This is a genomic window from Paenarthrobacter sp. NPDC057355 (genome assembly GCF_042667405.1).
Classification (GTDB): Bacteria; Actinomycetota; Actinomycetes; order Actinomycetales; family Micrococcaceae; genus Arthrobacter.
On sequence record NZ_JBHVAL010000006.1, the window covers coordinates 36,403 to 52,150 of the forward strand.

A 15,748-nucleotide genomic window follows, 5' to 3' on the forward strand; every position below is an offset into this window, starting at 1 on the left:
TCGTGCCCTCTCGCGTACAGCGGGCACTACCCGCGGATCAGGAGGAAGTGTATCCCCGTCAGCTCAAGCCAACGGATTGATGAGGCTTGCTGTCGAATGACATCGCCGTCCGCGGCACCCGTCATCATAAGGGCAAAGCGCTGACCCAAGGGTGATGTCATTTGCAGCCTTCTACACTGGCGTTGCCGTGCGGATGCGAGCGTCTTGGTTCTCAACAGTAACCGCAAGGTCATAGCTACCGACCGCGGAAATGGCACGTGGATGGTCTCAGAACCTTAGTGGGAGTGCATAACACGCATGGGTAGCGGCCCCTCCAGAAGTGGAACGAGATCGCTGGGTCAGTGAGCGTCCGCTGGCTTAGTGGTGATGAAGCGCGACCTGCTCTGGAGCGAGAGCCCCGACGAAGATCAGCGTCCAAAACGAGTGCGGCGTCATCGGGTTCGGCATCTGGGCCTGCTGGGAAGGATTGGGCGGCGAACTGATCTTGCGGTTGGGGAGCATGTTGCGATGATCAACTAACGCACGCGAGCCATCATTCTGGAGGGCTCCGCCAATTCGGCAAAACCATATTGGGCGTACAGCCCGTGAGCATCAGCAGTAGACAGTAATATCCGTGACAGATCCAACGGTTCGAGGTCTGCCACGATCCCCGCAGCGAGCATTTTGCCGATACCTTGGCCGCGGGCCGTGGTCGCCACAAAAACATCACACAGCCAGGCGAACGTTACGCCGTCAGTCACCACGCGGCCGTAGGCAACCTGTTCTCCCGTTGCGGTGTTGTAGACCCCGTAGTTCCGGGAGGCGTCGATGGCTGCATCTTGCTTCTCACGCGGCCTGCCTTGCGCCCAATAAGCCTGTTCACTGAGCCATGCGTGTACGAGCCCGCGATCGATTCTGTTCGTCTCTGCTGAGAAGTAGAAAGGTTCAGTCATGGCCAACACATTAGAGGACCGGACAGGCTTGTTGGCCCTGGCAACAGACCGCTCCCAACTCCGGTAACAAAACCTCAAGACATCTTGAGCAAAAACTGATCCAACCTTTCGCTGTACAGCCCCCGGGAAGCCTTTATTTCCAGTGCGATTCCAGCAACAATGGTGCTTGCACGCCAGGCTGGGGTTTGGTGCCGCTGGCTTTGGGGAGTGTTCTGTGGGCAAGCATCATGAATCAGACCGGGCGATTGACCTGATCCGCACCGAAAAATTCCGTCGCGTTCTTATCGCCGGATGTCTTGCCGTTCTGGCCTTCTTCGCCTTCGGCTTCCAACCACTGACGGCCCTTCCGGCAGGAACAGTCGACCCGATGGCCGCCCAGGGCGTCGTTGGACCCACAGCATTGGGGAGCCTGACCCCACCCGACGCGGAAACCATGGTCATCGACCCCACCCAGGCACCACCCGAGCAACTGCCCGGCACGCCCATGGTCTACTTTGACCGGGCGATGGTCCGGACTGTCAGCAAGGACGGTTCCACCGGCCTGACGGTTGCCTCCGCCGGGATGTCCCGGCCACCTGCTGGAAGCCTCTACGTTCCCCTGGAAGTTCTCAACCCAAGTTCCCCGTACGGTTACCGCTACAGCCCGCTGACGGGCCTGGCCGGCGAGTTCCACTGGGGGCAGGACTACGCGGCCCCTTGCGGAACCCGGGTCTACGCAGCCGACGCCGGTGTGGTCCGCGCTGTGGGTTGGCACATCTGGGGCGGCGGCAACCGTGTGGAAATTGAGCACGGCAACGGCCTGGTCACCACCTACAACCACCTCCAAGCCATCGGCGTGACGCAGGGTCAGTCGGTCCGCGTCGGCGAAGTCATCGCCGAGGTCGGTACCACTGGCTGGTCCACTGGATGCCACCTCCATTTTGAAACCATCGTCAACGGTCTCCACACCAACCCGAACGGCTGGACGTATCTGCCCATCAAGCAGGTGGATCCGCTGCAAACCATGACTTTCGTGAACTACCAGCCAGGAGTTGGCACGGGCAGCTCAGCGCCGCAGTGGGCGGTACCCGTGGCCGACGGCACCAACCGCGCGGTCATCGGCGGCGAGCACGAAGAAGAAGTCGCTCCGCCGGTCGTGATCCCGCCCGTCACTTCGGTGGACACACCTGCGCCAGTGGTCACGACACCGCCGCAAACCACGACGCCGGTACCGCCACCGACGATCACACCGACGCCGACTGTCACGCCGACGCCGACTGTCACCCCGACCCCGACGGTCACGCCAACCCCGACCGTAACGCCGACGCCCACCGTAACGCCGACGCCGACTGTCACCCCGACCCCGACGGTCACGCCAACGCCGTCTACAGCTCCGGTCACTCCAACAGAGCAGATTCCAACGGTCCAGACGCCAACAGTCCAAGCACCACTTGTCCAGTCGGCTGTCGCGCCGCCGTCAGCCGCCGTCGTCGAACCTCCTGCTCCGGTTGCTCCTGTCCCGGCCGCAGTGGCACCCGCCCCGGCCGCACCTGCACCCGCGCCAGTCGTAGAACCCGCGCCCGTGGTGGCGCCGGTAGTTCCCGCGGTGACGCAGCCCGTGGCGCCCGCCCCGGCTCCGGTGGCCCCCGCACCCGCACCAACACCCGTCGCGGTCCTGCCCTCGGCGCTCCCGGTAGTGACGCTGCCGCCTGGTTACATCCTGATCGCCCCGGACCTCGTACAGAGGCCGGACGGCGTGATCGTACCGCTGTCCACGCTCATCCTTCCAGCGCCCTAAATCGCCACAAAGCCCGGGCGTTTTCGCGGCCCCAAGCCAGCTCCCGTAAGCTCGATGGCGGCGATCCCGCCAGCCGACGACGTCAGGAAGCGAATCCGATGGCCAGCCTCTACAGCATTCCCATCACCTTCAACGACGGCTCCGAGGACGACTTCGGCCGGTTCGAAGGCAAGGCTGTGATGGTGGTCAACGTCGCTTCCAAATGTGGCTACACCCGCCAATACGCTGGCTTGGAGGAGCTCTACGGAAAGTACCGCGGGCAGGGGCTGGAGATCCTGGGCGTGCCCTGCAACCAGTTCGGCGGCCAGGAGCCGGGTGCCGATGAGGAAATCGCCGAGTTCTGCGAGCGGAATTTCGGCGTGACTTTCCCATTGACCAGCAAGGCGAACGTCCTGGGCAAGGAGCAGCACCCCCTGTTCGCCGAGCTGACCCGCGACGACGACGGCCAAGCGGTGAAGGTGAAATGGAACTTCGAAAAGTTCGTCATCAACCGTTCAGGTGAACTTGTGGGACGGTTCCCATCCGCAGTGGAGCCTGACTCCGAAGACCTGTTGAAAGCAGTGGAAGAAGCGTTGGCGTAAGCCGGCAGAGCTGAAAGGGAGGAAAGTAATTTTCCAACATTCCGCCGGGAGTTAGCCGGTTGTTGGCTTTCTGTCTGGTTGGATTGGACCTACTGGGGTTGACACGGGAGGCGCCGTCTCCCACCAAACGCTAAGGCAGCTATGGAGTTCATCGAGGCCGAATATCCCAAACCAGGTCATGTGCTGCTGCACTTGAGCGATCTTCACCTGGTGGGTGGTCCCGGCACGCTCTATGGCTCTGTGGACAGTGAAACCAGGCTCCAGGAGATCTGCGACCAGATCGTCGCCTCCCGGATCAGGCCCGAAGCCATCATCTTCACGGGAGACCTCGCGGACCGGGGCGAACTCGAAGCCTACAAGCGACTCCGCGACATGATCGAGCCGGTCTGCGATTCGCTGGGAGCCAAGGCCATCTGGGCAATGGGAAACCACGACAACCGGTCGAACTTCCGTTCCGCCTTCACGGATGCGTCAGAGGCCAGCAAGCCCGAGGACCCGGTAGACCGCAGCTACTTCATCAACGGGCTCCGGATCATCACCCTGGACACCACTGTTCCCGGCCACCACTACGGCCAGTTGTCGGAAACACAGCTTGATTGGCTGGCCTCCGAACTGGCTACACCGGCGCCCGACGGCACCATCCTGGCCCTGCATCACCCGCCGGTTCCTTGCGTCCAGGACCTCGCGGTCCTGGTGGAGCTGCGCGGCCAAGCCGCACTGGCCGCCGTCGTCCGTAATACGGACGTCCGCACCATCCTCGGTGGCCACCTGCATTACTCGACGACGGCGAGCTTCGCCGGCATCCCGGTCTCGGTCGCCTCGGCGACGTGTTACACACAGGATCTCGGGGTACGCGCAGGAGGCCAACGCGGACGCGACGGCGCCCAGTCCTACAACATGATCCACGTGTACGAACACACGATCGTCCATTCTGTGGTTCCCCATTCCGGCGGGGTCACCGTGGGCGAGCCTGTGGACGCGGAGGAAGTCCAGCGTCGACTGGCCGCCGCAGGCATCCGCATTCCACGCGAGTCCCGGGTGGGCGCGCACGCCTCACCCGGTACGTTGACGTCCTCGCTGCCGGTTACTTCTCCCAGGGTGCCTTAACGGGGAAGTACTTTTCCAGGAAGTCGGTCACCAGCTCGGCGCGCTCGTCCGCTTCGACCTCCGGGAAACTGCCGTCGTTCAGGCAGAAGAAGTCCATGTGGCGCTTGGCCAACAGCTTGGGCAGGTAGTGAAGGCCGGCCCACATCGTCGTATCCACATAGCGGACCTTGGCCGCCGTCTGGGTGACTGCGCGGCCCGTGAGCAGGGCGTAGTAGTGGTAGAACGAGTTGGTGACCGAGATGTTGTCAGCGGCTCGGAAGCGGCTGGCCGCGGTCTTGGCGAACTCGGCGGGGAATTCCTTCTCCATCCGGGCCACCACGCTGCGCCGCAACGGGGCGGCGGTGTGCTCCAGGTGACGGGTGGTGATGCGGCCGAAGCGTTCCCAGAGGAGCTTGCGGTTGACGCGGGCCGCGTTCTCAAAGCCACTGCGCTCGGCGTCGTTCTCACCCAGTCCAATGCGGGTGTCCGCTTCAATGAACTTGGTGATGCCGCCGGGGGTGAAGAACATGTCCGGCCCCACAGGACGGCCGAAGAACATGTCGTCGTTGGAGTACAGGAAGTGCTCGGACAGACCCTCGATGTGGTGCAGCTGGCATTCCACAGCCTGCGAATTGTGGGTGGGCAGGACCGAGGGATCGGCGAAGAATTCCTCGCTCCGGACGATCGTCACCGCCGGGTGGTCAGCCAGCCAGGCAGGCGCGGGCGAATCCGTGGCAATGAAGATCCGGCGGATCCAGGGTGCGAACATGTGCACCGAGCGCAAGGCGTACTTCAGCTCGTTGATCTGCCGGAAGCGGGCCTCATGGTCGTCGCCTTCGCCTAGCACCGCGCCGGCCTGCTGGGCGCGGCGGCGTGCAATGTACTCCGGATCGCTGCCATCAACCCATGAAAAAACGATGTCGACGTCGAAATCGATGTCGCTGGCATGGTCCGCGAACATGTTCTCGATGGTGGGCCACGTCAGGCCATGCCGCTGCACGGTTCCACGGACGGCGTCCTGCCGCATCAGGGTTCGGCGCGTCAAAGAGTTCTCCACCGGGAGTTCCAGGTGGTCGCCTTCGAACCTCCACAGTTCGAGCTGGACACCCAGTGCAGGGCCGTACCAGAGGCCGCCGCCAACTTCGACGCGGGGACGATAGAGGCGGAAGATGCGGGCCTTCCGGTTGGCCGACAGCTCGCCGTCGGCCACCAGCACGGACGTCTTTTTCCTGGCGTCCACAGTCATGGCGTAGAAGGGTTCGTTCCGGAAGGCTTCAACCAGGGCGTCCCGGACATCCTTGCGGGTTTCCCAGTCGACGGCGATCACGGGCCGCTCGTCATTGCCGCGCACCAGGATGAAGTCGATGCCTGCCGCATCAAGGGCTGCGCGCACGGCCAGGAGATCGGAAACCATGGCCTGTTGCGGGGTCAGGTCGGCGTTGACCAGGGCGTACCGCCCCCGGTGACGGACGACGTCGGACCTGTGCCTGAGGTGCGCGACGACCGCAGGCGAAACCGCCTCCGCAATCGTGTCCTCTTCGACGGACGGGCTGCCGTGGTAAATCGGATCGACCTGTGCTTGTGTGATGGCTGTTTCTCCGGGATCGTCGGTGGTGCGTGTGCAGGTGGTGAAGCTTTAGATGGCCAGGGCCTCGCGCCAGCTGCGGAGGAAGGCTCCGCCGGCGTCGTCGTGGATCACGTCGTCGGCAAGGTCCAGGTCCGCGGCGGTCAGGATGGCGTACGGCTTGACCGGCACGCCGTCCGCAGGCCGGACATCCACGTGCTTCACGTCGTGGTCGTTGTGGTGCAGCCAGTCTGCCATGGCGTAGTCCGTCCGGGAATCTCCCACGGTGCGCCAGGAGCGTGGCGTGATTCCCTGGGCGGCCAGGAGCTCCACGGCGCGGCTTGCTCCGAGGTCCTTGCCGAGCCGCACGGACTCGATGTCCGTGGAGATGATGGTGGGGTCCAGGCGGTAATCCGCGGTGTCGTCGGATCCGGGCGCGTGGTGGTCCAGGATGGCGGCGTTGAGGCCGTGCTGTTCCATGATGCCCAGGGCGTCGGCGTCGAAAAGCTTCTGTTCGGCCAGGTAATCGGCGCTGGCCACGTTCAGGTGTTGCTCCACGGAGACCATGGCGCGCTTGGTCTCGTCGAAGAACATGTGCGTGGCGTAGTCCTCGGCCACGAGCCTGCGGATGTCGTCACCGTAGGCCTTGGGCACGGCGAGTTCGTGGTCCACGTGGATGGGGCCGGGTCCTTCGGCGGTGTAGCTGAACCAGACCGCACCCTTCTCGCAAATGGCGTGGATCACCGTGTTGGCGGGCATGCCCGCGGCAATCATGGGCTCCATGACCTGCTGGGCGATGAAGGCGTCGGAACGGCCGGTGTTGAAGATGACAGGGATCCCGGCCGAGGCGAGCGCCACCAGGTCGGCGATGATGTCCGGCTTGACGTCGCGCGTCACAGGGCTGGCGATGGGGCCATCGACATCCAGCAGCAAAGCCAGTGCGGGCTCAGTGCGGGCAGCGGTCCGGTCAGTACCTTGGAGCGGTTGGGTCATGCCCCTATTCTGTCAGTCCCGCAGACTCCCCACACAGCTGTGACGTTCGACGACGGTTAGTCGCCTTTTGGCTACAACCTGCCTGTGCTGCGGGTCACAAGTTCCGTTAGCGCGGCATCTTCCATAGGCTTGCAGGGTGATCTTCAAAGCTGTGGGCGAGGGACGCCCGTACCCTGACCATGGATACACCGCGCCCAGGGACTGGGCTGCCCTGCCCCCGCGCCCTGTGCGGTTGGATGACCTGGTCACCACCAAACGGACCCTGGACCTGGAGGCGTTGCTGGCTGAAGACTCCACGTTCTTCGGAGACCTGTTCCCGCATGTGGTCCAGTACCAGGGCGTGATGTACCTCGAGGATGGCCTTCACCGGGCGGTCCGCACGGCCCTGCACCAAAGGACTGCGATCCACGCACGTGTATTGGTGATCGATGGCTAGGCAGTCCGGGCTGGACCAAGCTGAGTCCCGGACAAAAAAACATAAGCGTCCCAAGGATGTGACGCAGTTGCACGGCCATCGCGTGGTGACTGGGCCGGAGCTCAGGGCAACGTTTGCCGACGACGCCCCGGTCCGACGCGGGAGTTTCGGGCGCCGCCTGTTCCACGGAATCGTCTTGGTGTTGTTGCTCGGCGTGATCGCCGCTGGTGCAGTAGGTGCCTGGGCAATCATGAACGGCGTCATCAAGGTCCCGACGGCTATTGCCAGCAAGGCGCCCTCCAGCCTCTGCCCGTCCACGACGTTCGACTACGTGCCCAACGACACCGTCCAGCTCAACGTCTTGAATGCCACCTCGCGTGGTGGGTTGGCGGCGACTGTAGCTGACCAGTTCACTGCGCGTGGCTACAAGGTGGCTTCGGTGGGCAACAGCGACACCGCCTATTCCGGCATCGGCGTGGTGGTGTCCGGGGTCAAGGGCCAGGCGGCAGCCTTCAACATCCAGCGCAACCTTGCCGGCACGGACTACTTCCAGGACAACAGGGAAGACGAGTCGGTGGATGTGATCATCACGCCGGGTTATGAAGGCCTGGTGGAGCCGCAGTTGGTGGACCAGACCCCCGGCAAGCTCATGTGCCCGCGCGAGGAATTGCGGATCGCCGACAACTCCAAGTGGCCCATCATCCCCACGCGGCCCGCCGGCTGACAGGCTTACCGGCTTTCGCCAGGTGCTACACGGTTGGTGCGGCGGTGGCCAGTAGGATCGGCCTGCCCGCTTCGTCAAAGCGGGCACCGGCGCCGAGCTGGATGAACTGCACGGTCTGGGCGGTTTGAGCTTCCTGCGCGGCAAGAAGCCCGACGTCGGAGGTCGCGGACGGCGGGGGCGTCTCGCCGTCGGGCGTCCGGTTGCGCCGTGCGGCGCTGGCCGAAAGCGTGCCGTGGATGAGCCGCGCGAGCTGGGCAACATCGATGTCTGGAAGGTAACCCTGCTGCACGCCGTCCTGGAGGATGTCCTGGAGAAGGGCATTCAGCTCGCCCACGTGGTCTGCGAGCTTTGCAAAGGAGCCGGGGGAGAGGACCGCGGCCATGGCCGGTCCAGGCGGCAGATGCCGGCGGCTGAGGTCCTCCACCTGCGCGCGCACGTAGAGTGCCAGACGGTCCACCGGGTTGTGGAGTGCTGCCAGGGAATCCCGGAGGTCCACGAGGAAGCGCTCGGTCTCGTCCAAGGCGTAAGCGATGAGGAGCTGCTCCATGTCCGCGTAGTAGTTGTAGACGGCCGTGCGGCCAACGCCGGCGTGCCGGGCAACATCGGTCATGGTCAGTCCGGGCAGGCCATGGGTGAAGAGGAGCTCGCCAAAGGCGGTGAGAATCCGACGTTGGGTCTCGGCGCGTTGGGCAGCGTTCGTGGCGGCCGTGATCCTGGGCATATAGACACTTTACCGCGATCTGTCAGCAAACCGGGTCATGGCGCGTAAGCTGCAGAACTGGGCGGTAACATCGTGAAAACCGGAAAACCAAAAACCGGAAAATTGCAGCAAGGGGGCGTCTTGCGCGCAACGGTCAAGGACGTGGCGCGCCGCGCGGGGGTCTCACCCAAAACGGTCTCAAATGTCATGAACGGAATCGTTCCGGTGAGCGGACCTACGCGGCTCAGGGTTGAGCGGGCCATGCAGGAGCTGGACTACGTCCCGAATCTTTCGGCGCGGGGACTCCGTAATGGCCGCTCAGGTGTGATCGGTCTGGCCCTGCCGAACCTGGGTACCCCGTTTTCTGCGGAGCTCGCCCAAAGTGTTGTCGAGTTGGCCCATGCCCAGGGCTGGAGTGTGCAGATTGAGGAGACAGGATCCGACCCGCATCGTGAGCAGGAGCTGATGACTCGCGCCCGGGCCAACCTGATCGACGGCCTGATCCTCAATCCCGTAGTACTCGATGAAAGCGCCGTGAGGGTCGGTGTGGCGTTGCCTCCCGTGGTGCTGCTGGGTGAAGTGTCCCAGGAACTGGCCGATCGCGTATTCGTGGACAGCTTTGCGGCCGCCAGGGACATGACTCTGGCCCTCGCCCGTCCCGGGCGGCGCCGCATCGCTGTCCTCGGCATCAACCGTGGAAGGAAGTCGGCCACGGCCATCCAGCGCGCCCAGGGATATGAAGCAGCACTGCGCTCGCTGGGGATACCGCTGGATGAGTCGCTGATGATCGCCTGTGAAGAATGGACCCCGGCCTCCGCAGCGGAGTCTCTGCTGCGGTACCTCGAGAGCAATCCGCTGCCGGAGGCGATCTTCTGCTTCACTGACTCGATGGCCTTGGGTGCCTTGAATGCCTTGTGGAAGCGGGGAGTCCGGGTTCCGGAGGACGTTGCCGTGGCGGGTTTCGACGACATTGCTGACGGCCGGTTCGCCGTGCCGCCGCTCAGCACTGTGTCCGTGGACAAACGGGCCATTGCCGCCGAGGCGCTGCGACTGCTCACCGAGCGCATGGCGGACAGGGGTCATGCCCAGCGCGTTGTGTCTGTTCCGTACACGATCGAAGAGCGGGCCAGCAGCAACTAACGTTGCTCCAGCAGCCGCTGAAGCCCTCCAATAAGTAAAATTGTTCGCGCTAACAATTTTCTCTTGCCCTGCCTATTACAACGATGTAATGTGAGAGCTGCGTCACCCCGGGGCCACCTTTTACCCACGCGAGGAGACGTACCGGAGCCGGACTTCAGTGCAGCAGTGTGTTTCCTTTCAGCGGACCCTTCCAAAGGAGTGACGGGTGAAGCAGTTTGAATCTTTGACCGGGAGAAGTATGTCCCGGAGACAGCTCTTGACGGGCTCGGCGCTGCTTGGCGGCGGGCTTTTGGCCACAGGCCTCACCGGCTGTGGCGGCGCAGCAGGAGCCGCATCCACGCCGACCATCAATTTCTGGCATCTCCTCTCCGGAGGAGACGGCACCAAGATGCAGGCCATGATCGCCAACGCGAACAAGGGGAATCCGGGCTTCAAGGTCCACCCCACGGTGTTGGCCTGGGGCGCGCCGTACTACACCAAGCTCGCCATGGCATCGGCAGGTGGCCGCCCCCCGGAAGTGGCCATCATGCACGCAAGCCGCGTCCCCGGATATGCCCCCGGTGGCCTCATTGAGCCCTGGGACTTGGGCCTGCTCGCGGAGAACGGCATAACCCCGGAGAACTTTGCGCCGCGCATCTGGGAAAAGAGCCAACAAAGCGGAAAAGTGTTCTCCCTGGCACTGGATTCCCACCCCTTCATCATGTTCTACAACACGGACATCGCAGGCAAAGCCGGACTGCTGGAAAGCAATGGCCAGTTGGGCGGCGTGAGCTCGCCGGCGGAGTTCAAGGCCATGGCGCTGGAGATGCAAAAGGTCACCAAAGCCCACGGTTTGTCCTTCGGCTACCTGAATATCGGCTCCCAGATGTGGCGTCTGTTTTACACGCTCTACAAGCAGCACGGAGCCGAAATCGTTCTTACTCCCGGACAACCCATGCAGGCCGACCGGGATGCAGCCGTGGAGTCGCTTGAGTTCATGGCAACGCTCTTTGATGACACTATCGCGGCCAAGGGCAACGACATCAACACCGGTATTGCCGAGTTCGTCCGGGGCGACTCGGGAATGCTTTTCAGTGGCGGCTGGGAACTGCCCACCATGAAAAAGGCAAAGCTGCCCGTTGATGCGCTCACTATTCCCACTCTGTACGGAACCCCTGCTTCCTACGCCGATTCGCACTCGTTCGTCCTTCCCCGGCAGCTCGCAGTCGATGAGGAAAAGCGCAAGGACGCCTACAAGTTCGTCAGCGACATCCTCAAGGGTTCATTGTCCTGGGCCGAGGCAGGCCACATCCCGGCGTACCAGCCCGTGGTGCAGTCGCCGGCTTACAAGGAACTGACCCCGCAGGTCCACTACGCCAATGCGGCCGAGATCATCCAGTACGACCCCGAGGCCTGGTTCAGTGGATCCGGCTCGGACTGGCAGAACTATTTCGCCGAGTTCATCCAGAACGTTCTTCTGGGACGGAGCAAGGCGCAGGACGGTTGGGACGGGTTCGTGGCCCGCACCAACGACCTTCTATTCCGGCCCAACCCGGTCTGACCGGCACCCGCACACCGAGCGACAAAGGAGTCATTCATGAGTTCCTCTACTGTGTCCCGGCAGACCAGCCAAGCACGGACAACAACTGCCCCCGGCATCAAGAACGGTCCCTCCCTGCGCAGGAGCAGGGACAACCTGAGCGGCTGGGCCTTCGCGGCCCCGTTCCTCGTGTTCTTCCTGGTGTTCCTCGTCTGGCCCATCCTTTACGGGTTCTACATGAGCCTGACGGGAAAATCCCTGACCGGCGCCAACGACGCCCTCATTGGTTTTTCCAACTATTCCGAGGCCTTTGCCGACGCCGGGATGTGGCGTTCCCTGGGCAACACACTCTATTTCACGGTGATCAGCACGGTTCCACTGGTGCTGGTTGCGTTGGCTATGGCGGCGCTGCTGAACATCGGCCTTCCGGCCCAATGGTTGTGGCGATTGAGCTACTTTGCGCCTTTCCTCCTGGCCTCCACCGTGGTGTCCATGTTCTTTGTGTGGATGTACAACCCGCAGCTTGGCCTGATCAATGATTTCCTCTCCAAGTTCGGCATCCCGAAGGTCGGGTGGCTCAACGATCCCAACGTGGCCATGTGGTCCATCGTGATCGCAACGCTCTGGTGGACGGTGGGCTTCAACTTCCTTCTCTACCTGGCCGCCATGCAAAACATCCCCGCGCAGCACTACGAAGCGGCGTCGCTGGACGGCGCCGGCGCCTGGCGGCAGTTCTTCTCCATTACGCTGCCGCAGCTCACACCCACCACGGTGATGATCGTGCTGCTCCAGATCCTCGCTTCGCTGAAGGTCTTTGACCAGATTTACCAGATGACCGCCGGCGGCCCGGGCGGCTCCACCCGTCCGGTGGTCCAGTACATCTTCGAAACCGGGTTTACCGGATACCGGCTGGGGTACTCCGCAGCCATCTCCTACATCTTCTTCGGACTGATCGTGCTGGTCTCTGCCCTGCAGTTCGTCATCACCCGTCGCAGGAGCGCATAGCCATGGCAAATACAACCCTCACCCGTTCCCTCCCGCGTACCGGTTCCGGCCAAGTCCTGCGTCAGCCAGGCAAGAAACTGACTGTTGGCAAGACCGCCGCTGTCGTGGTTGCTGCCGTTCTTGCAGTCCTCTGGATGGTTCCCTTCGCCTGGGCAACTGTCACCGCTTTCAAATCCGAAGCGGATGCTTCAGCGTCGAAGGTCAGCTGGATCCCGCCGTCGGGCTTTACCTTCGATGCTTTCGCCAGCGTGTTCCAAGCCGGCAACATCCCGCTCTGGACGTGGAACTCGCTCTACACCTCCGCGGCCATCACGCTCATCACGCTGGTGATCTCCGCCCTCATCGCCTACGCGTTGTCCAGGATCGAGTTCAAGGGCAAAAAGGTGCTGATGGTGGCCATTATCGCCAGCATCATTGTGCCGCCACCGGTGCTCATGATCCCGCTTTTCTACCAAATGCTCGCGTTCAAGATGATCGATACCTCCTGGGCCATCATCCTCCCGCAGGTCATCCACCCCGCCATGGTGTTCGTGCTCAAAAAGTTCTTCGACCAGATCCCGCGGGAGCTTGAAGAAGCGGCCGTGATGGATGGAGCCAGCCGGATCCGGATTTTCATGACGATCATCCTGCCCCTGTCCCGGCCCATTCTGGCCGCCGTCGCAATCTTCACGTTCATCGGCGCCTGGAACAACTTCCTCTGGCCGTTCATCTCCACCAATGACGACTCCCTGCTGACCCTTCCGGTGGGCCTGCAGACCATCAAGAGCGCCTACGGCGTGCAGTATGCGCAAAACATGGCGTCGGCTCTGCTGGCCGCGCTGCCGCTGATTGTGGTGTTCCTGTTCTTCCAGCGCCAGATCATCAAGGGCATTTCCACTACAGGGCTCGCCGGAACCTGACCGATACCAACCGCTGACCAACAGTTTCAGAACCATCCAAGGAGATTCATGTCCCGCGCACGCATCACCCTCGACCGCGACTTCACGGTTGGCGAAGTACCCCGCCGCCTCTTCGGCTCCTTCGTGGAGCACATGGGCCGCTGCGTCTACACCGGAATCTACGAACCCGGACACCCCGAAGCAGACGAGCAAGGCTTTCGGCAGGACGTCCTCAAGCTCGTCAAGGAACTCGGCGCCACCGTCATCCGGTACCCGGGCGGCAACTTCGTCTCGGGCTACAACTGGGAAGACGGGATTGGTCCGCGCGAAAACAGGCCCCGCCGCTTGGATGGCGCCTGGCACACCGTAGAGACCAACGCCTTTGGCCTGCATGAATTCGTCGACTGGTCCAGGCAGGCCGGCACGGAAATCATGGAGGCGATCAACCTGGGCACCAAGGGAGTGGAGGAAGCCCGCGCCATCGTGGAGTACTCCAACCACTCCGGCGGCACCTACTGGTCGGACCTCCGCGCCAAGAACGGCCACAAGGATCCGTTCGACATCAAACTCTGGTGCCTGGGCAACGAGATGGACGGGCCGTGGCAGATCGGACACAAGACGGCCGATGAATACGGCCGCCTGGCCCAGGAAGCCGCCAAGGCCATGCGCTATGTGGATCCGTCCATTGAACTCGTGGCGTGCGGCAGCTCAAATTCCCGAATGCCCACGTTCGGCGATTGGGAGCAGACTGTCCTCACGCACACCTATGACGAGGTGGACTACGTCTCCCTGCACGCCTACTACTTCGAAGAAGAAGGCGACGTCGGCAGCTTCCTGGCTTCCGCCGTCGACACCGACTTCTTCATCGAGTCGGTCATTGCCACAGCGGACGCTGTCCGGGCCAAGGGCAAGCACAAGAAGCACATCAACCTGTCCTTCGACGAGTGGAACGTCTGGTACCAGCGTGGCCGTGACACGGAGGATCAGCTGCGCAACATCGTCAAGGGGCCATGGCGTGAGCACCCGCGGGTCATCGAGGACCACTACAACGTGACGGACGCCGTGGTGGTTGGGACCTTGCTGAACTCCTTGCTCCGGCACGGCGACAGGGTCAAGATCGCCAACCAGGCACAGCTGGTCAATGTGATCGCGCCGATCCTTTCGGAGGAAAACGGGCCGGCGTGGAAGCAGACCATCTTCCACCCGTTCGCCCGGATGGCGGAGCTCGCCACGGGCCAGATCCTGCGGCTAGCGGTGGATTCTGACAAGTACTCGAACGACCGTTTCGGGGACACCGACCTCGTGGATGTCAGCGCCACGTGGAACGAGGAAACCGGCCGGGTCGCCTTGTTCTTCGCGAACCGCGGCTTGGAGGAAGCAGCCGACGTCGAGACCGCACTGCGCGGCTTCGACGCCCGGCAGGTTGTCCGCGCCGAAGTCCTGGAAATTCCCGACGGCGGCGGCCGCTTCAGCATCAACAGCCAGGAACAGCAGGACCGCGTGGGTTTGAAGCCCTTGGAGAACGTCAAGGCCACTGGCTCTGAGCTTCGACTGACGCTGCCCGCATTGTCCTGGGCCGTCGTCGAGCTTGAGGTCGCCAAAGCCTAGCGCCCCGCCCAACTGAGTAACAGCAAACGTCGCAATGAGCGCTCATTGCGACGTTTGCTGTTACTTACTTGGGTTAACGCACGACGGCGGGGGCTGCTTAGATCGCGCAGCCGTCGGGGCCGCAGGCCTCGGCGTCGGAGGCGCCCACCGGGATCAGCGGGTTGGCTTCCTGCCACGCCTGGTTCAGGGCCTGGGAGAAGAGCTCGGCCGGCTGGGCGCCGGAAATGCCGTATTTGCGGTCGATGACGAAGAACGGAACGCCCGTCACGCCGATGGCGCGGGCTTCGTTGATGTCCTGATTGACCTCTTCGGTGAACTTGTCCGTGCTGAAGAGCTCTGCAACTTCCTCGGCAGGAAGGCCCAGGGAAACACCGAGCGCGCGCAGGTACTCCTGGTTGCCGATGTCCTTGCCGTGCTCAAAGTGGTCGCTGAGCAGCTGTTCCTTCGCGGCATCCTGCTTCCCATGGGTGGCAGCGAGGTGGATGAGGCGGTGTGCGGTGAAGCTGTTGGCCACCACCACCTTGTCGAAGTGGTAGTCCAAACCTTCGCCCTTGGCGGTCTCTGTGACGTGGGCGAACATCTGCTTGACCTGCTCCGGAGCCATTCCCTTGCGCTTGCTCAGGTAGTCCAGTTCCGTGCCGTCATAGTGCTCGGGGACGGAGGGATCCAGCTGGTAGCTCTTCCACTGAACATCCACGGATTCGCGGTGCGGGAACTGTGCCAAGGCAGTCTCGAAACGGCGCTTGCCGATGTAGCACCACGGGCAAGCGACGTCTGACCAGATCTCAATCTTCATGGTTTCGTCAACCCTGGACGGCACAGGGGC

The 15,748-nt window shown here is 62.9% G+C and carries 15 protein-coding genes; 10 read left to right on the top strand and 5 right to left on the bottom strand.

What is annotated here, in order from left to right; genetic code table 11:
* Nucleotides 1-515 precede the first annotated feature (515 nt).
* Nucleotides 516-932, bottom strand: a complete 417-nt coding sequence (locus ACFUOZ_RS09110) for a GNAT family N-acetyltransferase (protein WP_377547028.1) — start codon at nt 930-932, stop codon at nt 516-518.
* 214 nt (nt 933-1,146) lie between these two features.
* Here ACFUOZ_RS09110 and ACFUOZ_RS09115 point away from each other — a divergent pair, with 214 nt between their 5' ends.
* The 3 genes from ACFUOZ_RS09115 to ACFUOZ_RS09125 all read left to right on the top strand — a co-directional run bounded on the left by ACFUOZ_RS09115 (nt 1,147) and on the right by ACFUOZ_RS09125 (nt 4,397).
* Complete coding sequence (locus ACFUOZ_RS09115; RefSeq protein WP_377547031.1) at nt 1,147-2,709, top strand: M23 family metallopeptidase; 1,563 nt, start codon at nt 1,147-1,149, stop codon at nt 2,707-2,709.
* 98 nt (nt 2,710-2,807) lie between these two features.
* Nucleotides 2,808-3,290, top strand: a complete 483-nt coding sequence (locus ACFUOZ_RS09120) for a glutathione peroxidase (RefSeq protein WP_377547034.1) — start codon at nt 2,808-2,810, stop codon at nt 3,288-3,290.
* A 141-nt stretch (nt 3,291-3,431) separates the two neighbouring features.
* Complete coding sequence (locus tag ACFUOZ_RS09125) at nt 3,432-4,397, top strand: phosphodiesterase (RefSeq protein WP_377547037.1); 966 nt, start codon at nt 3,432-3,434, stop codon at nt 4,395-4,397.
* On the opposite strand, the gene ACFUOZ_RS09130 is transcribed toward ACFUOZ_RS09125, so the two are convergent.
* Both ACFUOZ_RS09130 and ACFUOZ_RS09135 read right to left on the bottom strand, forming a co-directional pair.
* Complete coding sequence (locus tag ACFUOZ_RS09130; protein WP_377547039.1) at nt 4,375-5,790, bottom strand: stealth family protein; 1,416 nt, start codon at nt 5,788-5,790, stop codon at nt 4,375-4,377. The two genes, ACFUOZ_RS09125 and ACFUOZ_RS09130, sit on opposite strands and share 23 nt — an antisense overlap.
* Nucleotides 5,791-6,012: 222 nt before the next feature.
* Nucleotides 6,013-6,933 carry a hypothetical protein gene (locus ACFUOZ_RS09135; RefSeq protein ID WP_377547042.1) on the bottom strand — a complete coding sequence of 307 codons (921 nt, stop codon included), beginning with the start codon at nt 6,931-6,933 and terminating at the stop codon, nt 6,013-6,015.
* A gap of 136 nt (nt 6,934-7,069) precedes the next feature.
* On the opposite strand from ACFUOZ_RS09135, the gene ACFUOZ_RS09140 reads away from it, so the two are divergent.
* Both ACFUOZ_RS09140 and ACFUOZ_RS09145 read left to right on the top strand, forming a co-directional pair.
* Nucleotides 7,070-7,369, top strand: a complete 300-nt coding sequence (locus ACFUOZ_RS09140; protein WP_144661451.1) for a type II toxin-antitoxin system VapB family antitoxin — start codon at nt 7,070-7,072, stop codon at nt 7,367-7,369.
* A 58-nt stretch (nt 7,370-7,427) separates the two neighbouring features.
* Nucleotides 7,428-8,072: a LytR C-terminal domain-containing protein gene (locus tag ACFUOZ_RS09145; RefSeq protein ID WP_377547045.1), complete on the top strand. Its 645-nt coding sequence runs from the start codon at nt 7,428-7,430 to the stop codon at nt 8,070-8,072.
* A gap of 25 nt (nt 8,073-8,097) precedes the next feature.
* On the opposite strand, the gene ACFUOZ_RS09150 is transcribed toward ACFUOZ_RS09145, so the two are convergent.
* Nucleotides 8,098-8,793, bottom strand: a complete 696-nt coding sequence (locus ACFUOZ_RS09150) for a TetR/AcrR family transcriptional regulator (RefSeq protein ID WP_377547048.1) — start codon at nt 8,791-8,793, stop codon at nt 8,098-8,100.
* A gap of 120 nt (nt 8,794-8,913) precedes the next feature.
* On the opposite strand from ACFUOZ_RS09150, the gene ACFUOZ_RS09155 reads away from it, so the two are divergent.
* From ACFUOZ_RS09155 to ACFUOZ_RS09175, 5 genes are all read left to right on the top strand, one after another.
* Nucleotides 8,914-9,912, top strand: a complete 999-nt coding sequence (locus tag ACFUOZ_RS09155) for a LacI family DNA-binding transcriptional regulator (RefSeq protein ID WP_377547051.1) — start codon at nt 8,914-8,916, stop codon at nt 9,910-9,912.
* A 205-nt stretch (nt 9,913-10,117) separates the two neighbouring features.
* Nucleotides 10,118-11,452: an extracellular solute-binding protein gene (locus ACFUOZ_RS09160; RefSeq protein WP_377547054.1), complete on the top strand. Its 1,335-nt coding sequence runs from the start codon at nt 10,118-10,120 to the stop codon at nt 11,450-11,452.
* 36 nt (nt 11,453-11,488) lie between these two features.
* Entirely contained in the window at nt 11,489-12,436 is a 948-nt protein-coding gene (locus tag ACFUOZ_RS09165) for a carbohydrate ABC transporter permease (protein WP_377547056.1), read from the top strand.
* Nucleotides 12,437-12,438: 2 nt separating this feature from the next.
* Complete coding sequence (locus ACFUOZ_RS09170) at nt 12,439-13,335, top strand: carbohydrate ABC transporter permease (protein WP_377547059.1); 897 nt, start codon at nt 12,439-12,441, stop codon at nt 13,333-13,335.
* 48 nt (nt 13,336-13,383) lie between these two features.
* A complete protein-coding gene (locus ACFUOZ_RS09175) occupies nt 13,384-14,922 on the top strand; it encodes an alpha-N-arabinofuranosidase (protein ID WP_377547061.1) in 1,539 nt (512 codons plus the stop codon).
* Nucleotides 14,923-15,019: 97 nt separating this feature from the next.
* On the opposite strand, the gene ACFUOZ_RS09180 is transcribed toward ACFUOZ_RS09175, so the two are convergent.
* Complete coding sequence (locus ACFUOZ_RS09180) at nt 15,020-15,718, bottom strand: DsbA family oxidoreductase (RefSeq protein ID WP_377547063.1); 699 nt, start codon at nt 15,716-15,718, stop codon at nt 15,020-15,022.
* Nucleotides 15,719-15,748: the final 30 nt, after the last annotated feature.